The 22,126-nt window shown below is 70.5% G+C and carries 17 protein-coding genes; 15 read left to right on the top strand and 2 right to left on the bottom strand.

Annotation, left to right across the window (positions count from 1 at the left end; all coding sequences use genetic code 11):
* Positions 1-91 precede the first annotated feature (91 nt).
* On the top strand, positions 92-1,522 hold the full coding sequence (locus DPA01S_RS01225) for an MFS transporter (protein ID WP_061228277.1): 1,431 nt from the start codon (positions 92-94) through the stop codon (positions 1,520-1,522).
* A 109-nt stretch (positions 1,523-1,631) separates the two neighbouring features.
* On the opposite strand, the gene DPA01S_RS01220 is transcribed toward DPA01S_RS01225, so the two are convergent.
* Positions 1,632-2,138: a MarR family winged helix-turn-helix transcriptional regulator gene (locus DPA01S_RS01220; RefSeq protein WP_061228278.1), complete on the bottom strand. Its 507-nt coding sequence runs from the start codon at positions 2,136-2,138 to the stop codon at positions 1,632-1,634.
* A gap of 184 nt (positions 2,139-2,322) precedes the next feature.
* Here DPA01S_RS01220 and scpC point away from each other — a divergent pair, with 184 nt between their 5' ends.
* The gene (gene scpC / locus DPA01S_RS01215) at positions 2,323-3,873 is read left to right on the top strand and encodes a succinyl-CoA:acetate CoA-transferase ScpC (RefSeq protein ID WP_061913583.1); all 1,551 of its coding nucleotides are present in this window, start codon (positions 2,323-2,325) and stop codon (positions 3,871-3,873) included.
* Positions 3,874-3,909: 36 nt separating this feature from the next.
* Positions 3,910-5,382: an acyclic terpene utilization AtuA family protein gene (locus DPA01S_RS01210; protein ID WP_061913581.1), complete on the top strand. Its 1,473-nt coding sequence runs from the start codon at positions 3,910-3,912 to the stop codon at positions 5,380-5,382.
* A gap of 69 nt (positions 5,383-5,451) precedes the next feature.
* Here DPA01S_RS01210 and DPA01S_RS01205 read toward each other — a convergent pair whose 3' ends face one another.
* A complete protein-coding gene (locus tag DPA01S_RS01205; RefSeq protein WP_061913579.1) occupies positions 5,452-7,059 on the bottom strand; it encodes a class I adenylate-forming enzyme family protein in 1,608 nt (535 codons plus the stop codon).
* 142 nt (positions 7,060-7,201) lie between these two features.
* Here DPA01S_RS01205 and DPA01S_RS01200 point away from each other — a divergent pair, with 142 nt between their 5' ends.
* The 12 genes from DPA01S_RS01200 (at position 7,202) to fusA (ending at position 22,025) form a co-directional block, all read left to right on the top strand.
* A complete protein-coding gene (locus DPA01S_RS01200) occupies positions 7,202-8,020 on the top strand; it encodes a TIGR03084 family metal-binding protein (protein ID WP_061913577.1) in 819 nt (272 codons plus the stop codon).
* Positions 8,017-9,858 (top strand): acyclic terpene utilization AtuA family protein, encoded by a 1,842-nt coding sequence (locus DPA01S_RS01195; protein ID WP_061913575.1) that lies wholly within the window; start codon positions 8,017-8,019, stop codon positions 9,856-9,858. Before DPA01S_RS01200 ends, DPA01S_RS01195 begins: the two co-directional genes overlap by 4 nt.
* Positions 9,855-11,057, top strand: coding sequence for an acyl-CoA dehydrogenase family protein (locus tag DPA01S_RS01190; RefSeq protein WP_174521528.1), 1,203 nt, complete (start codon positions 9,855-9,857; stop codon positions 11,055-11,057). Before DPA01S_RS01195 ends, DPA01S_RS01190 begins: the two co-directional genes overlap by 4 nt.
* On the top strand, positions 11,054-12,652 hold the full coding sequence (locus DPA01S_RS01185) for an acyl-CoA carboxylase subunit beta (RefSeq protein ID WP_061913573.1): 1,599 nt from the start codon (positions 11,054-11,056) through the stop codon (positions 12,650-12,652). The genes DPA01S_RS01190 and DPA01S_RS01185 overlap by 4 nt, the downstream gene beginning before the upstream one ends.
* 11 nt (positions 12,653-12,663) lie before the next feature.
* Positions 12,664-14,733 (top strand): ATP-binding protein, encoded by a 2,070-nt coding sequence (locus DPA01S_RS01180; protein WP_061913571.1) that lies wholly within the window; start codon positions 12,664-12,666, stop codon positions 14,731-14,733.
* A gap of 5 nt (positions 14,734-14,738) precedes the next feature.
* Complete coding sequence (locus tag DPA01S_RS01175; RefSeq protein WP_061913663.1) at positions 14,739-15,920, top strand: acyl-CoA dehydrogenase family protein; 1,182 nt, start codon at positions 14,739-14,741, stop codon at positions 15,918-15,920.
* A 97-nt stretch (positions 15,921-16,017) separates the two neighbouring features.
* Positions 16,018-16,800 (top strand): enoyl-CoA hydratase family protein, encoded by a 783-nt coding sequence (locus DPA01S_RS01170; protein WP_061913569.1) that lies wholly within the window; start codon positions 16,018-16,020, stop codon positions 16,798-16,800.
* Between the two features lie 79 nt (positions 16,801-16,879).
* On the top strand, positions 16,880-18,013 hold the full coding sequence (locus DPA01S_RS01165) for an NDMA-dependent alcohol dehydrogenase (RefSeq protein ID WP_061228287.1): 1,134 nt from the start codon (positions 16,880-16,882) through the stop codon (positions 18,011-18,013).
* Between the two features lie 11 nt (positions 18,014-18,024).
* Positions 18,025-18,675, top strand: coding sequence for a TetR family transcriptional regulator (locus tag DPA01S_RS01160; protein ID WP_061228288.1), 651 nt, complete (start codon positions 18,025-18,027; stop codon positions 18,673-18,675).
* 200 nt (positions 18,676-18,875) lie between these two features.
* On the top strand, positions 18,876-19,247 hold the full coding sequence (gene rpsL, locus DPA01S_RS01155) for a 30S ribosomal protein S12 (RefSeq protein ID WP_007628148.1): 372 nt from the start codon (positions 18,876-18,878) through the stop codon (positions 19,245-19,247).
* Entirely contained in the window at positions 19,247-19,717 is a 471-nt protein-coding gene (rpsG, locus tag DPA01S_RS01150; RefSeq protein WP_061228289.1) for a 30S ribosomal protein S7, read from the top strand. The genes rpsL and rpsG overlap by 1 nt, the downstream gene beginning before the upstream one ends.
* A 196-nt stretch (positions 19,718-19,913) precedes the next feature.
* Positions 19,914-22,025, top strand: coding sequence for an elongation factor G (gene fusA / locus DPA01S_RS01145; protein WP_061228290.1), 2,112 nt, complete (start codon positions 19,914-19,916; stop codon positions 22,023-22,025).
* Positions 22,026-22,126: the final 101 nt, after the last annotated feature.

Raw genomic sequence — 22,126 nt, 5'->3', positions numbered from 1 at the left:
ACATACCTTGTCCGTCAATCGGCGTTTACGCGCCGGGGACCACCCCGCCGGGTCTTCCGCCCGACGGCCCCTTACAGGACTTGGAGTTGTCTTGACAGCCACGAACCTCCCCGCGGGGGATTCGGCACAGTCGCCGAACGACCCGCCGGTCACGCAGAAGACCTCGCTAGCGAAGGTAGCCGCGGCCTCCTCGATCGGTACGACGATCGAGTGGTACGACTTCTTCATCTACGGCACCGCCGCGGCCCTGGTCTTCCCGGCCCTGTTCTTCCCGGACCAGAACCCCGCCACGGCGACCCTGTCGTCCTTCGCCACGTTCGCGGTCGCGTTCTTCGCGCGGCCCGTGGGCGCGGCGGTCTTCGGTCACTTCGGCGACCGGATCGGCCGCAAGCGCACCCTCGTCTGGACGCTCATGATCATGGGTGTCGCGACCGTGTTCATCGGCCTCCTGCCCGGGTACGAAACCGGGGCGTTCGGGGCGTTCGAGAACGGTATCGGCATACTCGCGCCGATCCTTCTCGTCGCGTGCCGCTTCTTCCAGGGCTTCGCCGTCGGCGGAGAATGGGCCGGCGCGACCCTGCTGACGGCGGAGTACGCGCCGAAGGGCAAGCGCGGACTCATGGGTATGTGGCCGCAGCTCGGGGTGGCCTTCGCCTTCTTCCTCTCTTCGGGCACCTTCCTGCTGTTCTCCCTCATCGCCGGTGACGGCGCGGACGTCAACAGCCCGTTCATGCAGTACGGCTGGCGCATCCCGTTCCTGCTGTCCGCGGTCCTGGTCCTCATCGGTCTGTGGATCCGCATCTCAGTCGAGGAGACCCCCGTCTTCAAGCAGGACCGGGCGCTCGCCGCCACGGAGACCGCTCCCCGGACCCTGCCCTTCGCCGATGCGATCCGCTTCCAGTGGAAGGAGATCCTCATCGCCGGTGGCGCGCTCACCTCGCTGTTCTCTCTCTTCTACATGGGCACCTCCTTCCTGACGAACTACGCCACCAAGAACCTCGAGCACCCGCGCCCCTTCGTCCTGGGCATGGGCATGGTCGCCGCGCTCATCTTCGGTGCCGCGATCGCGGTCTCGGCCATCTACTCCGACCGCATCGGCCGCAAGAAGGTCATCGGCACCTCGGTCGCCCTGGCCGTGGTGTGGGCGCTGTTCGTGTTCCCGATCCTCGACACCGGCTCGCCGATCGCGTTCGCCCTGGTCCTGTTCGTCACCCTCATCATCTTCGGCATCGCCTACGGCCCGGCCGGCGCTCTGCTACCCGAGCTGTTCCAGGCCCGCTACCGCTACACCGGTGCCGGCCTCGGCTACAACCTCGCCGGTATCCTCGGCGGTGCGCTGCCGCCGCTGGCCGCCGCCGCGATGGTCGCCGCCGGCAACACGCTCGGGGTGGGGATCATGCTGTCGCTCCTGTCGGCCATGTCCATGCTGTGCGTGGTGGCGATGACGGAGTCGAGCAAGAACGAGATCCACGCGGACGCCGAGATCTCCGAGGACCGCGTCCTCGCCACCGAGGTGCCCTGACCCGCACCGGGTGACCCCGGGACTCCCCGCCGAGGGAGCCCGCCACCATCAGCCGCGCCCGGCCCCACCCGAGAGGGGGCCGGGCGCGGTGTCGTGTGGCGCCCCGGGATCAGAAGTCTCCGGCGGACCGGCGCAGGGAGGCGATCGCGTCGATGAGCGCGACCTGCTCGTCGGCGCTCATTCCCGGGTCGGCGAAGACGCCGGCGTTGAGCGCGGCGGTCGCCTCGGCCACCACACGCCGGCCGTCGTCGGTGATCTCGACGAGCGTGGTGCGGCCGTCCGTCGGGTGCGGGCGACGTTCGACCAGGCCCGCGTCGAGCAGCCGCTTCATCGCGCTGGTGACACTGGTGACGTGCACCTGGAGGCGCTCGGACGCCTTGGTGATGGGGAGCGACCCGGAACGCGAGAAAGCGAGCAGCCGCAGAAGCTCGTAGCGGGGGAACGACAGGTTCCAGGGCCTGAGGGTCTCCTCGACGCGGGCGAGCAGGATCTGGTGCGCCCGCATCACCGACGTCACCACGGTCATGCCCTGCGCGGCGTCGGCCCACCCCTCGCGCTCCCAGTTGGCGCGTGCCTGGTCGATGCGATCGGGGATCGGGGTGGTCCTGGGGGGCAAGGGCACACTCCTGGAGGGCACGACGGTCGGGGCGGTCAGCAGAGTCTATCCGCCCGGCGGGCCCGTGCAGGGAGGACCCGGCACGGCCACGCGGGGTCCGCCGCACGCGCGCCCCACCATGTCGGGGGGACCGCGGCGCTCCGGCGACGCGGGTTCGCGGTGTGACCGACGCTATGGTCGCCGCATGAGATCTGCTGTCCAGCAGTCGGGAACATCGTTCGACCCGGCGCGTATCCGTCATCCGCACTTCCGGGACCTCCTCACCGACGCCGCCACGGCCGTCTCCCGGATCGAGGACGGGGACACCGTCGCGATCAGCGGGTTCGCCAGTGCGGGCACCCCCAAGGCGTTCGCGCCGGCCCTCGCTGAGCGGATGCGGACCGTTCGCGCGGCGGGCGGCCGACTCCGCGTCAACCTGCTCACCGGCGCCTCGGTGAGCAACGAGGTCGAGGCGATGCTCGCGGAGGTCGGCGGCGTCGACCTCCGGATGCCGTACCAGAGCGAGCCCACCGCGCGGCGCGCGATCAACGAGGGCCGCGTGGACTACGTGGACATCCACCTCTCACATGTCGCGCAGCAGGTGTGGGAGGGCTACTACGGGAACGTGGACGTCGCCGTGGTCGAGGTGGCGGCGGTGACGGACGACGGCAAGCTCGTCCCGGCGATGTCCGTGGGCAACAACAAGAAGTGGCTCGATGTCGCGGACAAGGTGATCCTCGAGGTGAACTCGTGGGTCCCGCTGGGCGTCGAGGGCATGCACGACGTCTACTACGGCACCGCGCTGCCGCCAGAGCGTCGGCCGATCATGCTCACCCGGCCCGACGACCGGATCGGGCAGGCACACCTGGAGGTCGACCCGGCCAAGGTGATCGCCGTGGTGCCGACCGACCGTCAGGACTCCGCCAGCGCACTCACCGAGCCCGACGAGACCAGCCGGGCCATCGCCGGGCACGTCGCGGAGTTCCTCCGCCAGGAGGTCGAGCGCGGGCGGATGCCCGCCGGCAGCCTCCTCCCGCTGCAGGCCGGGATCGGCAACGTCGCCAACGCTGTGCTCTCCGGGTTGGAGGCCGGGCCGTTCGAGAATCTGACCTGCTACTCGGAGGTCATCCAGGACTCCATGCTGCGGCTCATCCGCGAGGGCAAGGTCGCGCACGCCTCCGCCACCTCGCTCGCCCTGTCGCAGGCGGGTCTCGAGGAGCTGGTCGACAACATCGACCTCTATCGCGACCACATCACGCTGCGCCCGCAGGAGATCAGCAACCACCCGGAGATCGTCCGACGCCTGGGCATCATCGGGATGAACGGCATGCTCGAGGCGGACGTGTACGGCAACGTCAACTCAACCCACGTGTGCGGCACCCGGATCATGAACGGGATCGGTGGTTCCGGCGACTTCACCCGCAACGGGTACGTCTCCATGTTCCTGAGCCCGTCCACCGCGAAGGGCGGTGCGGTGTCGGCGATCGTCCCGATGATCCCGCACGTCGACCACACCGAACACGACGTCCAGGTGATCGTCACCGAGCACGGCCTGGCGGACCTGCGCGGGCTCAGCCCCCGCAAGCGCGCCCGCCTCGTCGTGGACAACTGCGCCGACCCGGCGTACCGGCCGCTGCTCCACGACTACCTCGACAGGGCGAACGCCCGGCCCGACGCCGGCAACACCCCGCATATGCTCGAGGAGGCGTTCTCCTTCCACACCCGCTTCGCCGCGACGGGAAGCATGCTGGAGTAGAGGAGCACCATCCCGACAGACGCACCCGGAGGATCGATGACGACCAGCCCGAGGCCCCTACGCATCGGCAACGTCTCCGCGTCGCGGACCGATCGTTCCAGCGCGACCGCCGAGTTCCTCGCGGCGGCGTCCCTGGACGTCCTCGCGCTGGACATGCTCTCGGACGAGGCGATGCTCGATCTGGCCGAGCAGCGGGCGGCGGGCGGTCCGGGGTACGAGCGCGCCGCCCTCGTACAGATCGGCGAGTGCCTGGACCGTCTCGGCGCGGGCGGTGCCGGCGGGGACGGCGCCGGCGAGAACGGCGCCGGAGGGAACCGTGCCGGCGGGGTCCGGATCGTCACCAACGCGGGTGCGCTCGACCCGGCCGGCCTCGCGCGCGAGCTGCGGGCCCTGGCCGCGGACAAGGGCGTGGAGCTCGCCGTGGCCCACCTCGACCCGGGCGAGGTGACGGACCGGGCGCCCGCACTCGGGCTCGGTGACGTCGACGTGGCCACCGTCCGACACGGTGCGTTCGGGATCGCACGCGCGCTCACGGCCGGCGCCGTCGTCGTCGTCACCGGGCGCGTCAGTCGCGAGGCCCTCGTCGCCGGCGCCGCGGCGGCGCACCACGGCTGGACCCCGTCCGCCCTCGACGCCCTCGCCGGCTCAGTCGCGGTGGGACACGTGCTCTCCGGCGGCCCCGGCGCGACGGGGGTCGTCGACTCCACCACCGACGTCACCCGTACCACCGACCCCGTCACCGGCGGGTACCCGATCGCCGAGATCGCCGACGAAGGCTGCTCGGTGATCACGCGACACCCGTCGGCGTTCGGCTCGGTCACGGTCGGCACCGTCACCGACCAACTCCTCGACGGCGTCGCCGGCGCCCGGTACGCGGCGCCCGACGTCGTCCTGCGGCTCGACTCCCTCCGCCTGGCGCAGGAGGGCACCGACCGCGTCCGCATCAGCGGCGCCCGCGGCGAGCAGGCTCCGCCGGTCGTCGCGGTGGTCGGCATGAGCCGGGGCGGCCAGGGCGGCCCGGACGGCCGGCGCCCCACCCGGGTCGCCCGCCCGCTGCCGCAGGACGAGTCCGGGCACACCGTCGTCCTGCCCGACGGCGCGCGCGTCCGTGTTCCCGTGCCGCGCGAGACCGCGCCGATCGGCCCGGGGGAGCTGCCGGTCCCGTGGTCGGCGGGCGCCGTCCCGGGCGGGGAACCCGTCACCGCGACCCTGGGGTCGGTGGCCGGCGTCCGCCGCGGCGTCGTCGGGCGCGGGGTCAACATCGCGGTGTGGACGTGGGACGACTCGGCCTTCGCCTGGCTCGCGGGCGAGCTCACCGCGGAGCGCTTCCGCGAGCTCGTCCCCGAGCTGGAGGGCATGGACACCAGGCTGTACCTGCTGCCCAACCTCCGCGCGGTCAACCTGGTGGCGCGCCCGCCGCGCGGAGAGGTGCTGCGGCCCGGGCTGGGTGCCGACCTCGCCGCGGCTCGACTGGAGATCCCCGGCGAGCTGCTCGAGGTCGGCCCCTAGGAACCAGCGCCGCCCGCGCCGCCCGCGCCGCCCGCGCCAGCCGGGCGCCCGGAGAGGCCGATCGGGTCGTCAGGCGAGCGCGCGCAGCTCGACCTTGCGGATCTTGCCGGTCGCGGTGCGGGGGATCGAGTCCACCACCACGACATCGCGCGGTCGGTGTGACGAGGGGAGCCGCTCGGCGCCGAACTCGCTCACCGAGGCCTTGAGCTCGTCTTCGGCCGGGGCGCCCTCGGAGGGCACGACCACCGCCACGACCAGCTCGCCCCACGTCGGGTCGGGGCGCCCGACGCAGGCCACCTCCGCGACGTGCGGGTGGTCCATGAGGACGCGCTCGACGTGCAGTGACGAGACGTTCTCGCCGCCGGACTTGACGATGTCCTTGACGCGGTCGGAGAACCACACCACGCCCTCGTCGTCGATGCGCCCCAGATCGCCCGAGTGCAGGCGCCCACCCACGAACGCCTCCGCGTTGGCCTGCGGGTTGTTCCAGTACCCCTCCATGACGGTCGGGCCGCGGTAGACGATCTCGCCGTCGGTCCCGGGCGGCAGCAGTTCGTCGGTGCCGGGTTCGGCGATCCGGTTCTCGGCGATCGGAGTGGGGTAGCCCCACGAGTCGGACTTGTCCGGGTTGAGCTCGGGCCACTGCATGACGGTGGCCGGCGTGCACTCGCTCATCCCCGAGGCCAGCACCATCCGCGCGTCGGGGAGTGCGGTCTCGAGGCGTCGGCGCATCTCCTCCGACATCGGGGCCATGGCGTAGAGGAGGAACCGGACCGAGGTCAGGTCGAGTCCCCGGTCGGTGCCGTCGGCGAGCGCCTCCAGCATGAGGGGCAGGCCCACGAGGTGCGTGGCGCGGACGCGGGCGACGGTGTCGGCGTACCCGACGGGGTCGAACCCCGGCAGCAGGTGCACCGTCGCGCCCATGGTCACCGCGGACAGCAGGACGCCGTTCAGGCCGGCGGTGTGGAAGAGGGGGAGCGGGCACACGGTGACCGACGGTTCCGCGCCCCAGTTCAGGCCGAACAGCGCGCCGTTGCCGAGGGCGGCGACGGTCACCGAGAGGTGGGAGGTGAGGACGCCCTTGGGGCGGGAGGTGGTCCCGGACGAGTAGAGGCACTGGACGACCTGGCGGTCGCCGATCACGGTGTCCGGGTTGGAGTCGTCGTCCGCCAGCAGGTCGTCCCAGCCGATCAGCGTGGGTCCGTCGGTCGTGGCCCCGAGTCCGTCCGGGACCCCGCCGACGACGACGAGGGTCTCGACGCCGGGAATGGCGGCGGTCGCTCCGAGGACGAGCTCCACGAGTGAGCCGTGGACGACGACGATGCGCGTCCCCGAGTCGGTCAGGGCGTGCGCGATGTTCTCGAGCCCGGACAGCAGGTTGACGGGCAGCGCGACCATCCCGGCCTTGGCGGTCCCGAAGTAGGTGGCGACGAACTCCCGGCAGTTCGGGGAGAGGATCGCGACCGGTTCGGACTCGCGGATGCCGTGCTCGACCAGCCCGTGGGCGAACCGGTTGGCGGCGGACTCGAGCTCGAGATACGTCCACGAACCGGTGTCGTCGGTGAGGGCGGTGCGGTGAGAGAACGTAGCGGCCGCACGGGTGGGGATGTCCCCCACGGAGCAGCGGCGGGCGAGGGCGTGATCGGTCGGGTCGATGCCGGTGGGGTCGAGTCGCACAGTGTCTCCAGGGGCTCGGGGGAGGGGTGAGGGGAACGCGTGTCTGTGACGCGTATCACCGTAGGCATAGGCTCGCAGAGGCCCGGCGAGAAAGCAAACAATCACGCTTGCTTTTTTTGTGGCGGGGTGTCATCGTGATCACATGACGAACCCCGAGACCTCCGTCACAGAGGATCCGCACACGGCCCTCGCCGCGCTCAGCGCCCGACTGGACGAGCTCGTCGAGGCCGCCGGCGTCGACGGCTGGAACATCGACACCCCGGCCGCGGGCTGGGACATCGGCCTGCAGATCGCTCACCTGGCCTGGACCGACGAGGTCTCGGTCACCGCCATTCGCGACGCGGACGCCTTCCGGTCGGTCGTCGAGAAGGCCGAGGCCGACCCGACCGGCTTCGTCGACGCCGGCGCCGCCGAGGTCGCGGCCACCGGCCGCGACGAGGTCCTCGCGCGCTGGCGCCTGGCCCGTGGCGAGCTCGCCGACGCTCTCGAGGCCGCGGACCCGAGGGAGAAGATCCCGTGGTTCGGGCCGCCGATGCGCCCCAGGTCGATGACCACCGCGCGGATCATGGAGACCTGGGCCCACGGGGTCGACGTGGCCGACGCGCTCGGCGTCCCGGTCGACTCCGACCCGGCGTTCGTGGGAGCCCTCCCGCACGTCGCCCGGCTGGGATGGAAGACCCGCGCCTTCGCCTACATGATGAACGGCCTCGAGGCCCCCGCCTCAGAGGTGTACGTCGCGCTCGCGCAGGCCGACGGCACCGTCGTCGAGTTCGGCCCCGCCGACGCCGAGCAGCGCGTCACCGGGCCGATCCTCGACTTCTGCCTGCTGGTCACCCAGCGCGTCCACCGCGAGGACACCGCCCTCGAGGCGGTCGGCGCCGAGGCCGAGGAGTGGCTGCGCATCGCCCAGGCCTTCGCCGGCCTCCCCGGCGGCGGCCGCGAGAAGGGAGCGCGGGCATGACCGGGTCCACCCCACCGGCGCCGCTCCGCGTCGGCCCTGAGTCGACGGTGCCTCCGCTCCGCGTCGGCAACATGTCCGGGTTCTACGGCGACCGCATCTCCGCGATGCGGGAGATGCTCGAGGGCGGCGAGCTCGACGTCCTCACCGGCGACTACCTGGCCGAGCTGACCATGCTCATCCTGGGCCGGGACCGGCTGAAGAGCGCCGAGCTCGGCTACGCCAAGACGTTCCTCCGCCAGCTCGAGGACTGCCTCGGGCTCGCGCTCGAGAAGAAGGTGAAGATCGTCGCCAACGCGGGCGGCCTCAATCCGGCCGGACTGGCCGACGCGATCCGGGAGCTGGGTACGCGCCTCGGACTGTCGCCGGTCGTCGCGCACGTCGAGGGCGACGATCTCATGTCCAGGGTCTCCGAGCTCGACATCCCGGCCGACTCCGGCGTCCCCGTCACCGCCAACGCCTACCTCGGTGCGTTCGGCATCGCGCGCTGCCTGGACGCGGGCGCGGACATCGTCGTCACCGGTCGCGTCACCGACGCCTCTGTCATCGTCGGGCCGGCCATCAGCCACTTCGGCTGGGGCCGCGACGACCTCGACGCGCTCGCCGGCGCCACGGCCGCCGGTCACGTCATCGAGTGCGGCACCCAGGCCACCGGCGGCAACTACGCGTTCTTCGACCGCGGCGAGATCGCCGACCTCACCCGACCGGGGTTCCCGATCGCCGAGATCTCCGCCGACGGCACCTCGATCATCACCAAGCACGCCGACACGGGCGGCGCCGTGACCGTCGGCACCGTCACCTCCCAGCTGCTGTACGAGGTCACCGGCGCGCGGTACGGCGGCCCCGACGTCGTCACCCGCCTGGACACCGCCGTGGTGGAGCAGGAGGGCACCGACCGCGTCCGCATCTCCGGAGTCCTCGGCGAGCCCGCCCCGCCCACCACCAAGGTGTCGGTCACGTGCCTCGGCGGATTCCGCAACGAGGTCACGTTCCTGCTCACCGGCCTCGACATCTCCGACAAGGCCGCCCTGGTCGAGCGGCAGTTCCGCGCGGGCCTCGAGCGGGAACCCGCCCAGCTCGACTTCCGTCTGCACCGGACCGACCACCCCGACGCCGACACCCAGGCCGCCGCGACGGCCATGCTGACCATCGTCGCCTGGGATGCGGACCCCGACGTTGTGGGCCGGGCGTTCTCCGACGCCGCCGTCGCGATGACGCTGTCCAGCTACCCCGGGGCCACCCCGAGCGGACCGCCCGGCCGCGGCGGACCGTACGGCGTCTACATCCCCGCCTACCTCCCGCAGACCGAGGTGCCGCACGTGGCCGTGCTCCCCGACGGCACCCGCGTCGACATCGAACCGCCGCAGCGGACGCAGGAGATGGGCGACGGCCACACCTCTGACGGGCTCGGCGCCGACGGGGCCCCGCTCGACGCCTACGTCCCGCCCTCCGGCCCGGTCCGCCGTCGCCCTCTCGGCGACGTTCTCGGCGCCCGCTCGGGGGACAAGGGCGGTACGGCGAACATCGGGCTGTGGGCCGGTGACGAGGAGGCCTACCGCTGGATGCTGGCCACGCTCACCGTCGACGAAGTCCGCCGCCTGCTGCCCGAGGCCGCCGACTTGCCGATCGAGCGCTACGAGCTGCCGCGCCTGCACGCGGTGAACTTCGTCATCGACGGTCTTCTCGGCAAGGGCGTCGCCCACGGCTACCGCTGGGACCCGCAGGCCAAGGGGCTGGCCGAGTGGCTGCGCTCCCGACACGTCGACATCCCCGACTCCCTCACCGCCCCCGTGCCCACCACCGCCGATGCCGCCCGCGCGGCCGCCGAGGAGAACGCGTGACCATCCCACGCAGTACAGCCCCCACCATCCCACCGCACGTCCCCGGGGACCCCTGGTACACCGACGAACGTCTCGCCCTGCGCGAGACCACGACTCGCTTCGCCGAGCGTGAGATCCTGCCGCACCAGGATGAGTGGGAGGCCGCTGGAGCGATCCCCCGCGACCTGCACCGCGCGGCCGGGGAGCTCGGCCTGCTCGGCGTGTCGTTCCCGGAGGAAGTCGGCGGCGGCGGGGGAGACATGCGCGACTCGGTCATCGTGTGCGAGGCCCTCCACGAGGCCGGCGTGTCCGGCGGGGTCTTCGCCTCCCTGTTCACCTGCGGCATCGCCACCCCGCACCTCGCCCAGTCCGGACGCCCCGATCAGATCGACCGGTGGGTCCGCCCCACCCTGGCCGGCGAGATGATCGGCTCCCTGGCCATCACCGAGCCCGGCGGCGGGTCGGACGTCGGGCACCTGACCACCGCCGCGCGCCGGGACGGCGACCACTTCGTGGTCAACGGGGCCAAGACGTACATCACCTCCGGTACCCGCGCCGACTTCGTCGTCACCGCGGTCCGCACCGGCGGCGAGGACCTACCCGGGGCGTCCGGCGTCAGCCTCCTGGTCATCCCCACCGACACCCCGGGATTCCACCGATCGGCCCCGCTGGAAAAGCTGGGCTGGCGCGCCTCCGACACCGCGGAGATGACCTTCGCCGACTGCCGGGTGCCGGTCGAGAACCTCGTCGGCGAGGTGAACGAGGGGTTCGCCCAGATCGCCATCGGCTTCGTGGGCGAGCGGATCGCGCTGGCCGCCCAGGGCTACTCCCACGCCCAGCGCTGCCTCGACCTCACCCTGGCCTGGGTCCGCGAACGCGAGACTTTCGGCCGCCCGCTGCTGTCGCGCCAGGCCGTGCAGAACACGGTCACCGAGATGGCCCGTCGTGTCGACGTGGCCCGCACCTACACGCACCGGTGCGCCGACCTCGCCGTCGCCGGGCACGACGCCATCGCCGAGGTCTGCTTCGCCAAGAACACCGCCGTCGAGTGCGCCGAATGGGTCGCGGGCCAGGCGGTGCAGCTCTTCGGAGGGTTCGGCTTCATGGCCGAGTCCGAGGTGAGCCGCCAGTACCGCGACGTCCGACTCCTCGGCATCGGCGGCGGCACCACCGAGATCCTCACCACCCTCGCCGGACGACGTTTGGGGTACACGGCATGACCATCCTGCGGTCCACACTGGACACCACTAGCGCCGAGTTCGGCGCAGCGAGAGAGGCGATGGAGGGCAAGCTGGACCAGCTCGCCACCGACCTCGAGCCGGCACTGGCCGGTGGCGGCGAGCGCAAGGTCGCCCGCCACCGCGAGCGCGGCAAGTTCACCGCCCGCGAGCGGATCGACATGATCCTCGACCGCGAGTCGCCCTTCCTCGAACTGTGCGCGCTCGCCGCGTGGGGCTCGGACTTCCAGACCGGCGCCTCCGTGGTCGCCGGCATCGGGGTGGTCTCCGGCGTCGAATGCCTGCTCATCGCCAACGACCCCACGGTCAAGGGCGGCACCTCCAACCCCTGGACACTGCGCAAGATCCTCCGACTCAACGACGTCGCCATGAAGAACCGGCTCCCGGTCATCAGTCTCGTCGAGTCCGGTGGCGCCGACCTGCCCACCCAGAAGGAGGTCTTCGTCCCGGGCGGCGGGCTCTTCCGCGACCTCACCCGGCTGTCGAAGGCCGGCATCCCCACCATCGCCGTTGTGTACGGCAACTCCACCGCCGGCGGCGCGTACGTGCCCGGCATGAGCGACCACGTCGTCATGATCGAAGAGCGGTCCAAGGTCTTCCTGGCCGGCCCTCCGCTGGTCAAGGCCGCGACGGGGGAGGTCGCCGACGAGGAGACGCTCGGTGGCGCCGACATGCACGCGCGGGTCTCCGGGCTGGCCGACCACCTCGCCGTCGACGAGTCCGACGCCGCGCGCATCACCCGCGGCATAGTCCGTCGCCTCAACTGGACCAAGGCCGGGCGCGCCCCGCGCGCGGACGTGATCGAACCGCTCTACGGCGCCGACGAGCTCCTGGGGATCGTGCCCGACGACCTCAAGATCCCCTTCGACCCGCGCGAGATCATCGCACGTACCGTGGACGGCTCGGACTTCGACGAGTTCAAGCCCCTCTACGGCGCGAGCCTGTGCACCGGGTGGGCCGAGATCCACGGTTACCCGATCGGCATCATCGCCAACGCCCGCGGCGTGCTCTTCAGCGAGGAGGCACAGAAGGCCACGCAGTTCATCGAACTGGCCAACCGCTACGACACCCCGCTGCTGTTCATGCACAACACCACCGGCTACATGGTCGGCTCGGAGTACGAGCGCGGCGGCATCATCAAGCACGGCGCCATGATGATCAACGCGGTCTCCAACTCCGAGGTCCCGCACCTGTCGCTCATCACGGCCGCGTCCTACGGCGCCGGCCACTACGGGATGTGCGGCCGCGCCTTCGACCCGCGGTTCCTCTACACCTGGCCCAGCGCCAAGTCCGCGGTGATGGGCGGCCAGCAGCTCGCGGACGTCGTCACATCAGTGGCGGCCGCCGCGTCGGCCGCCCGAGGAGAGGAGATGGACCCCGAGACCATCGAGGGGCTCAAGGCGGCGATCGCCGACCAGATCGAGTCCGAGTCGTTGCCGGCGTTCCTGTCCGGGATGCTCTACGACGACGGCGTCATCGACCCCCGCGACACCCGGACGGTGCTGGGCCTCAGCCTGTCCGCGATCCACTCCGGAGAGGTCGCCGGAACCGACCGCTTCGGCGTCTTCCGGATGTGAGGAACGAGACCATGAGCACCACCCCCATCACGTCCGTCCTGGTGGCCAACCGCGGCGAGATCGCCCGGCGCGTACACCACACGGCCCGCGCACGCGGTATGACCACGGTGGCCGTCTTCTCCGACGCCGACGTCGACGCGCCCCACACACGCGAGGCCGACGCGGCGGTCCGGCTGCCGGGAAACACCCCGGCCGAGACCTACCTGCGCGGTGACCTGGTCATCGCCGCGGCGCAGGCGGCCGGCGCCGATGCGATCCACCCCGGATACGGCTTCCTGTCCGAGAACGCCGGGTTCGCCCGCGATGTGATCGCGGCAGGGCTGACCTGGGTCGGGCCGCCGGTCGCCGCGATCGAGGCCATGGGCTCCAAGATCGAGGCCAAGAAGATGATGGCCGCCGCGGGCGTGCCCATGCTCAGCGACCTCGAGCCCGACGCCGTCACCGAGGACATGCTCCCGGTGCTGGTCAAGGCCTCCGCCGGCGGCGGCGGCCGCGGTATGCGAGTCGTCCGCACGCTGGACTCGCTGCACGACGAGATCGCGGCCGCCCGGCGTGAGGCCGGGTCCGCGTTCGGCGACGACGCTGTGTTCTGTGAGCGGTATCTCGAGCGCGGACGGCACATCGAGGTCCAGATCATGGCGGATGCCCACGGGACCGTCTGGGCGGTGGGGGAGCGCGAGTGCTCCATCCAGCGTCGTCACCAGAAGGTCATCGAGGAGGCGCCCAGCCCGCTGGTCGAGCGCACGCCGGGAATGCGGGAGAAGCTCTACACCGCGGCCCGCGACGCCGCGGCCGCGATCGGGTACACCGGCGCCGGCACGGTGGAGTTCCTGGCCACCGACGACGGCGAGTTTTTCTTCCTCGAGATGAACACCCGCCTCCAGGTGGAGCACCCGGTCACCGAGGCCACCACCGGTCTGGACCTCGTCGCCCTTCAGTTCGACGTGGCCGCGGGCCTGCCGCTGCCGTCGGCCGAGCCCCCGGCCGCCCACGGCTGGTCTCTCGAGGCCCGCCTGTACGCCGAGGACCCCGCGAACGACTACACGCCCGGGACGGGGACCCTGTGGGCGCTGGACGTCCCCGGCGTCTCGTCATGGTTCTCCGGGCCGCACCGCCCGGGCATCCGCCTGGACAGCGGCGTCGAGCCGGGCCCCGGCGGCGCCCTCATCGGCGTGCACTACGACCCCATGTTGGCCAAGGTGATCTCCTACGGTCGCACCCGCGCCGAGGCCTGTGCCTCCCTCGCCGGAGCGCTCGCCCGCGCGAAGGTGCACGGCCTGACCACCAACCGCGCGCAGCTCGTCCGCGTACTGCGTCACCCCGAGTTCGTCGCCGGCAACCTGTCCACCGCGTTCCTCGACGACCACGGCGCCGGGGCGCTGGCCGCGCCGCTCGCCGACGTCGAGGCGGTGCGGATCTCCGCCCTGGCCGCTGCCGTCGTCTCCGGCACCGCCGAGCACGCCGCCGGCCCGGTCGCTCTGGCGCGGCCAGGCTTCCGCAACGTCGGTCGCACCCTCCAGAAGCGCACCTTCCGGGTCGGCGAGGACGAGCTCGAGGTGAGCTACCTCCGCGACCGCTCGGGCCCCCGCCCGGTCGGCGAGCTCGCCGACGTCGTCGGCATCGAGGATGTGTCCGCCGACTCCGCCGTGCTCTCGGTCCGGGGGGTACGGCGGGTGTTCACCGTGGCGCGCTACGAGACCCCGGGCGCGGACACCGTCGTCGAGGTCGACTCGCCGCTCGGGCCCGTCTCGCTTGTCGAACCTCCGCGCTATACCGACCCGGCCGCCGAGGTCGCCGCGGGGTCGCTGCTCGCGCCCATGCCGGGTGCGGTCATCCGGGTGGCCGTCTCCGTCGGGGACACCGTCACCGCGGGCCAGCCCCTGTTGTGGATGGAGGCCATGAAGATGGAACACACCATCGCGGCCGCCGTCGACGGCATCGTCACCGAGCTTCCCGTGGAGGTCGGCACCCAGGTCGAGTCGGGAACGGTCCTCGCCGTCGTCACCGAACCCGGCACCGACACCCACGGCACCGACACCGACGACACCGACACCACCGATCCCACCACAGCCCAGGAGTGACCACGATGACCGACATCTCCCAGATCCCCAATCCCGTGATCGACACCGACGAGCAGGCCCAGCTCCGCAAGGTGGCCTATGACCTGGGCTCGCGCTACGGGCTCGAATACATGCGATCGAAGTCCGACGCGGGGGAGACCACCGACGAGTTGTGGACCGAGGCCGGCAGGCTCGGCCTGCTCGGCGTGAACCTGCCCGAGGAGTACGGCGGAGGCGGTGCCGGCATGACCGAGCTCGCGATCGTCGAGGAGGAGCTCTCCGCCGCCGGCGCCGGGCTGCTCATGATGGTCGTCTCGCCCGCCATCAACGGCACCATCATCTCTCGCTTCGGCACGGAGGAGCAGAAAAAGCGCTGGCTGCCCGGCATCGCGTCGGGCGAGACCATCACGTCGTTCGCGATCACCGAACCCGACGCCGGCTCCAACTCACACGCCATCACCACCACCGCCCGCCGCGACGGCGCGGACTTCCTCATCAGCGGTCAGAAGACCTACATCTCCGGCGTCGACCAGGCCGATGCCATCCTCGTCGTGGCCCGGCTCGAGGGCTCCGCCTCGGGCCGACTCGAGCCGGCGCTGTTCATGGTCCCCACGGACGCGCCCGGGCTGGAGAAGACCCACATCCCCACGGAGGTGCGTACGCCGGAGCGGCAGTTCCAGCTGTACTTCGACGACGTCCGCGTACCCGCCGAGGCGCTCATCGGCGACGGCGACACCGCCCTGCTCATGCTGTTCGCGGGCCTCAACCCCGAGCGCATCATGGCCTCCGGCATGGCGTGCGGCACCGCTCGCTTCGCCCTGGACCGGGCCACGAAGTACGCCAACGAGCGGGCGGTGTGGAAGACCCCCATCGGCGCGCACCAGGGCGTCGCCCACCCGCTCGCGCAGTGCAAGATCGAGCTCGAACTCGCGCGGCTGATGATGCGCAAGGCAGCCGCCCTGGTCGACGCCGGCCGCGACGACCTCGCCGGGGAGGCCGCGAACATGGCAAAGTACGCCTCCGGCGAGGTCTCGGCCCGCTCGGTCGACCAGGCCATCCAGACCCTCGGCGGCAACGGACTGTCGGTCGAGTACGGCCTGGCGGGGATGCTCGCCGCGTCCCGGCTGCCCCGGATCGCGCCCGTCAGCCGGGAGATGATCCTCAACTACGTCGCCCAGCATTCGCTCGGGCTGCCGAAGAGCTACTGAGGGGCGTGACATGAGTGACCAGGCGATGAGTCATCAGGCCCGGAGTGATCAGGCCCGAAGTGATCAGGCCCGGAGTGATCGGGCCGGGGGCGACCGGATGCTGGTGCGCTACGAGGTCTCCGGCGGTGCCGCCCGCCTCACCCTCGACTCGCAACACAACCGGAACGCCATCTCCACGGCTCTCGTCGAGCAACTCCACGCCGCGCTCGAACGCGCGGCCGGCGAGGACGCCGCGCGGGTGGTCGTGCTCGGGCACGCGGGCGGCACGTTCTGCGCCGGGGCGGACCTCTCGGAGGCCTCGGCCGCCGGTCCGGAGAGCAGTCCGCAGGAGCAGGCGGCCGAGCGGACCCTGATCTTCCTGGGCCTGCTGCGGGCGATCGTGTCCCATCCCAAACCCGTGATCGCGGCCGTCGACGGTCATGTCCGTGCGGGCGGGATGGGGCTGGTGGCGGCATGCGACTTCGCGCTGGCCGGCCCGGCTTCGACGTTCGCACTGACCGAGGTCCGCCTCGGCCTCGCCGCGGCCATGATCTCGGTACCGCTGGCCGCGCGCGTGAACTCGCGTGACCTCACCCGGGCACTGCTGACGGGGGAGAAGTTCGATGCCGCCCACGCGCGTTCCATCGGTCTGCTCTCCGAGGCGGTCGACGATCTCGACGCCGCCGTCGCCGAGCTCGTCGCGGCGTTCGGGCCCTGCTCCCCACAAGGCCTCGAGGAGAACAAGGCCCTGCTCAGCGCACCGTTGCTCGCCGAGCTGGATGCACGGGGCGAGGACCTGGCGGGCGTCACGGCCCGCCTGTTCGGCACTCCCGAGGTCGCCGAGGGGATGACGGCGTTCCTGGAACGCAGACGGCCCTCCTGGGAGGCGGAGTCGGAGTAGGTTGAACTGTGACACTGGTCACGTGACTAGTGCCACGTCACTCTTTCTCACTCACCCTTTCTTTTCTGAGGAGGCGCGAATGCGCACCAAGGCCGCCATCATCCGGGAGCCGAAGCAGGACGGCTGGGAGATCGTCGACGTCGACATCGACGATCCCCAAGCCGGGGAGGTCCAGATCAGGCTGGCAGCGTCAGGTCTCTGCCACTCCGACGAGCACCTGCTCACGGGGGACCTGCAGTTCGAGTCGTATCCGATCATGGGCGGTCACGAAGGTGCCGGTGTGATCACCAAGGTGGGGGAGGGGGTGATCGGACTCGAGGAGGGCGATCACGTGGTCCTGGCCTTCATCCCCGCCTGCGGTACCTGTCCGCCCTGTTCCGAAGGCCTGCAGAACCTCTGTGACAACGGCGCCGGCCTGCTCAGCGGGCGGGCCATCAGCGACGGCGGGTACCGGGTCCACACGGCCGACGGAACCGATGTCGCCACGATGTGTGTCCTCGGCACGTTCGCGCCCCACGTCACCGTGCACCAGTCGTCGGTCATCAAAATCGAGAAGGACATCCCCCTGGACAAGGCTGCCCTGCTCGGGTGCGGCGTGTGCACGGGCTGGGGATCGGCCACGGAGATCGGCGGCGCCAAGGAGGGCGACATCGTCGTCGTCGTCGGCGTGGGCGGCATCGGCGTCAACTCCGTGCAGGGCGCGGCGGCCGCCGGAGCGCGCGCCATCGTCGCGGTCGACCCCGTCGAGTTCAAGCGTGAGAAGGCCGTGGAATTCGGCGCGACCCACACCTGTGCCTCGATGGACGAGGCGATGGGGCTGGTGGGGGAGATCAGCTGGGGCCGGATGGCCGACCTCGTCATCCTCACCATGGGCGTTGTCGAGGGCAAGGATCTGCTCCCGGGGCTGCTGCTCACCGGCAAGGGGCGACGGTGCGTGGTGGTGGGGCTCGGCGACATGAACGCGGTCGACGCCCAGATCTCAATACTTGACCTGGCGATGCAGCAGAAGACCCTGCAGGGGGCCATCTTCGGCGGCACCGGCCCGCGCAAGCAGATCCCGCACCTGCTGCACCAGTACCGGGCGGGCAACCTCAAACTCGACGAACTCATCACCAAGACGTACCGGCTCGAGGAGATCAACCAGGGTTACCAGGACATGCGCGACGGCAAGAATCTTCGCGGTGTGATCATCTACGACGAGCAGGACTGGTAATAGGAGGACGCATGACGGCACCAGAGCAGCGCGTGCCCAAGCAGGACCGCAGCCGCATCACGCGGGAGCGACTGCTCGGTGCCTCCATCGACCTCCTCGCCACCCAGGGGTGGGCGGCGACCACCGTCGGAGCGGTGGCCGCCGCCGCCGGCGTCTCACGGGGCGCCGCCCAGCACCACTTCCCGACCCGCGAGGACCTCATCACGGCCGCGCTCGGTCACATGATCGAGCAGCGCATTTCCGACGTCCGACGGGGCGGGCTCGATCTGCCCGAGCCCGGGCCCGAGCGGACCGTCGCCGTGGTGGGGTTCATCGTTCAGCACTACACCTCGAACCTGTTCAAAGCCGCCCTGCACGTGTGGACCGCCGCGGCGAGCGATCCGGCGCTCCGTGACCGGGTCCTGCCCCTCGAGAACCACATGTCACGCGAGGTGCTGGCCATCGCCGCGGCGGCACTCGGTCGGGACGCCGCCGACGTCCGCGTGCGACGCGGGCTCCAGACCACCCTCGACCTCGCCCGCGGGCTCGGCCTCGCCGACGTCCTCTCGGACGACTCCGAGCGGCGTGAGAAGATTGTGCGGTTCTGGGCGCAAACCCTCGACGGCGTCCTCGAGGAGACCCCCGAGTCGCCGTCCGGGGATGTCGCGAACGCCTCATTTTGACCGTCACTCCTCCGGGCGGTTAGGCTTGACCATCGTGCTCGCAGTATGCGAGCTGGAGGATCGTGCCCTGTAGGCCAGCGAGAGCGGCTGACGAGGTCGCCCGTGCGCGGCGACAGGTGCGCGAGAGTCCGGATACGAGCCATGTCCCAGAGACCGGTGGTCGCCCTCGACGGAGGCCGCCAGCTAGAGAAAGTCGGTTCATGCCAACCATCAACCAGCTGGTCCGCAAGGGCCGCCAGGACAAGAAGTCGGCGACGTCGACGGCTGCCCTCAAGGGTTCGCCTCAGCGTCGCGGCGTGTGCACCCGCGTGTACACCACGACCCCCAAGAAGCCGAACTCCGCGCTCCGTAAGGTCGCCCGTGTGCGCCTGACCAGCGGCGTCGAGGTCTCCGCCTACATCCCCGGCGAGGGCCACAACCTGCAGGAGCACTCGATGGTGCTCGTGCGCGGCGGTCGTGTGAAGGACCTCCCGGGTGTCCGTTACAAGATCATCCGCGGCTCGCTCGACACCCAGGGTGTGAAGGACCGCAAGCAGGCCCGCTCCCGCTACGGCGCCAAGAAGGAGAAGTAATGCCTCGTAAGGGTCCCGCCCCGAAGCGCCAGCTCATCAACGACCCGGTCTACGGGTCGCCGCTGGTCACCCAGCTCGTGAACAAGATCCTCCTCGACGGTAAGAAGACCACCGCCGAGCGCATCGTCTACTCGGCGCTGGAGATCTGCCGCGAGAAGACCGGAACCGACCCGGTCATCACCCTCAAGAAGGCCCTGGACAACGTCCGCCCGGCCCTCGAGGTCCGCTCCCGTCGTGTCGGCGGCGCCACCTACCAGGTGCCCGTCGAGGTCCGCCCCGGGCGTTCGACGACCCTGGCGATGCGCTGGCTGGTGACCTTCTCCCGGCAGCGTCGCGAGAACACGATGGTCGAGCGTCTCGCCAACGAGATCCTGGACGCCGCCAACGGCCTGGGTGCCGCGGTCAAGCGTCGCGAGGACACGCACAAGATGGCCGAGGCCAACCGGGCGTTCGCGCACTACCGCTGGTGATCCGGTGGGGCCGTGGCCGGGGCGGTGTCGGGAACGACCCCCCCGGCCAGGGTCCCGCGGTCACCCGCCGGGTGGCATCATTGAACAAGGCCCGTACCGGCCGCACCGAGTGCGGGTACCGGCAGTAACACCGACCCGGTTCGGACGGTCGACACCGACCGCACGGGCCACCGACGACTCACAATCGGGAGAATCCGTGGCACAGGACGTGCTGACCGACCTCAACAAGGTCCGAAACATCGGCATCATGGCGCACATCGACGCCGGTAAGACCACCACGACCGAGCGCATCCTGTTCTACACGGGTGTCAACCGCAAGGCCGGCGAGACCCACGACGGCGCGTCGACCACCGACTGGATGGAGCAGGAGAAGGAGCGCGGCATCACGATCACCTCGGCCGCGGTGACCTGCTTCTGGAACGACAACCAGATCAACATCATCGATACCCCGGGTCACGTCGACTTCACAGTCGAGGTCGAGCGCTCGCTCCGCGTGCTCGACGGCGCCGTCGCCGTCTTCGACGGCAAGGAGGGCGTCGAGCCCCAGTCCGAGCAGGTCTGGCGCCAGGCCGAGAAGTACGACGTCCCCCGCATCTGCTTCGTCAACAAGATGGACAAGCTGGGTGCGGACTTCTACTACACGGTCCAGACCATCATCGACCGTCTCGGCGCCAAGCCGCTGGTCCTGCAGCTGCCGATCGGTGCCGAGGACCAGTTCGACGGCATCGTCGACCTGCTCACCATGAAGGCCCACGTCTGGCCGGGTAAGACCGAGATCGGCGCCGAGGCGCAGATCCAGGACATCCCGGCCGAGCTCCAGGAGAAGGCCGAGGAGTACCGCGAGAAGCTCCTCGAGACCGTCGCCGAGAGCAGCGAAGAGCTCATGGAGAAGTACTTCGGCGGCGAAGAGCTAACCCTCGACGAGATCAAGGCGGCCATCCGCAAGATGACCGTCAACTCCGAGGTGTACCCGGTCCTGTGCGGTTCCGCGTACAAGAACAAGGGCATCCAGCCGATGCTCAACGCGGTCATCGACTTCCTCCCGACCCCGCTCGACATCGGCGAGGTCCACGGCCACAAGGTCGGCGACGAGGAGACCGAGATCCTCCGGAAGCCGTCCAAGGACGAGCCGTTCTCCGCGCTGGCGTTCAAGATCGCCGTGCACCCCTTCTTCGGTAAGCTCACGTTCGTGCGCGTCTACTCGGGTCGGGTCGAGCCGGGTGCCCAGGTCGCCAACTCGACCAAGGGCAAGAAGGAGCGTGTCGGCAAGCTCTTCCAGATGCACGCCAACAAGGAGAACCCGGTCGACGAGGCCGTGGCCGGCAACATCTACGCCTTCATCGGACTCAAGGACACCACCACCGGTGACACGCTGTGCGACCTGAACGACCAGGTCGTCCTCGAGTCGATGACGTTCCCGGACCCGGTTATCGACGTCTCCATCGAGCCCAAGACCAAGGCCGACCAGGAGAAGCTGTCGACCGCCATCCAGAAGCTCGCCGAGGAAGACCCCACCTTCTCCGTGCGCCTGGACGAGGAGACCGGTCAGACGGTCATCGGCGGCATGGGCGAGCTGCACCTGGACGTCCTCGTGGACCGTATGAAGCGCGAGTTCAAGGTCGAGGCCAACGTCGGCAAGCCGCAGGTCGCGTACCGTGAGACCATCAAGGGCTCGATCGACAAGTACGACTACACCCACAAGAAGCAGACCGGTGGTTCCGGTCAGTTCGCGAAGGTGCAGATCGCGCTCGCGCCGCTCGATCAGGAGGCCGTCGAAGAGGGCGAGACCTACCAGTTCAGCGACAAGGTCACCGGTGGCCGCGTCCCCAAGGAGTACATCCCCTCCGTGGACGCCGGTATCCAGGACGCGATGCAGTACGGCATCCTCGCCGGGTACCCGATGGTCAACATCAAGGCCACCCTGGTCGACGGCGCGTACCACGAGGTGGACTCGTCCGAGATGGCGTTCAAGGTCGCGGGTTCGATGGCCTTCAAGGAGGCCGCCCGTAAGTGCCAGCCCGTGATCCTGGAGCCGCTCATGGCCGTCGAGGTCGTGACGCCGGAGGACTACATGGGTGACGTCATCGGCGACCTCAACTCCCGCCGCGGCCAGGTCAACGCGATGGAGGAGCGCTCCGGCGCCCGCGTCGTGAAGGCCAACGTGCCGCTTTCCGAGATGTTCGGCTACGTCGGTGACCTCCGGTCGAAGACGCAGGGCCGGGCCAACTACTCGATGGTCTTCTCCCACTACGCCGAGGTCCCGGCGAGCGTGGCCAAGGAGATCATCGCCAAGGCGACCGGCGAGTGACCGGTACGGCTCCGGTGCGTCTGTGAAGGCGCGCCGGGGCCGATGCCGGCGGCGCACGGTCGAACCTCCGGGTGGCCGCCGGTTCGTGCCTCACGGCACGA

Source organism: Dietzia papillomatosis NBRC 105045 (genome assembly GCF_001570845.1).
Taxonomy (GTDB): domain Bacteria; phylum Actinomycetota; class Actinomycetes; order Mycobacteriales; family Mycobacteriaceae; genus Dietzia; species Dietzia cinnamea.
Note: the sequence above shows the minus strand (reverse complement) of the source record. Positions and strands in the feature narration are given on the sequence as shown.

Excerpts from the sequence above, each read along its gene's own strand:
- scpC (WP_061913583.1), top strand. The coding sequence starts at position 2,323 with ATGAGATCTGCTGTCCAGCAGTCGGGAACATCGTTCGACCCGGCGCGT.
- DPA01S_RS01210 (WP_061913581.1), top strand. The coding sequence starts at position 3,910 with ATGACGACCAGCCCGAGGCCCCTACGCATCGGCAACGTCTCCGCGTCG.
- DPA01S_RS01200 (WP_061913577.1), top strand. The coding sequence starts at position 7,202 with ATGACGAACCCCGAGACCTCCGTCACAGAGGATCCGCACACGGCCCTC.
- DPA01S_RS01195 (WP_061913575.1), top strand. The coding sequence starts at position 8,017 with ATGACCGGGTCCACCCCACCGGCGCCGCTCCGCGTCGGCCCTGAGTCG.
- DPA01S_RS01185 (WP_061913573.1), top strand. The coding sequence starts at position 11,054 with ATGACCATCCTGCGGTCCACACTGGACACCACTAGCGCCGAGTTCGGC.
- DPA01S_RS01180 (WP_061913571.1), top strand. The coding sequence starts at position 12,664 with ATGAGCACCACCCCCATCACGTCCGTCCTGGTGGCCAACCGCGGCGAG.
- DPA01S_RS01175 (WP_061913663.1), top strand. The coding sequence starts at position 14,739 with ATGACCGACATCTCCCAGATCCCCAATCCCGTGATCGACACCGACGAG.
- DPA01S_RS01170 (WP_061913569.1), top strand. The coding sequence starts at position 16,018 with ATGCTGGTGCGCTACGAGGTCTCCGGCGGTGCCGCCCGCCTCACCCTC.
- DPA01S_RS01165 (WP_061228287.1), top strand. The coding sequence starts at position 16,880 with ATGCGCACCAAGGCCGCCATCATCCGGGAGCCGAAGCAGGACGGCTGG.
- DPA01S_RS01160 (WP_061228288.1), top strand. The coding sequence starts at position 18,025 with ATGACGGCACCAGAGCAGCGCGTGCCCAAGCAGGACCGCAGCCGCATC.
- rpsL (WP_007628148.1), top strand. The coding sequence starts at position 18,876 with ATGCCAACCATCAACCAGCTGGTCCGCAAGGGCCGCCAGGACAAGAAG.
- rpsG (WP_061228289.1), top strand. The coding sequence starts at position 19,247 with ATGCCTCGTAAGGGTCCCGCCCCGAAGCGCCAGCTCATCAACGACCCG.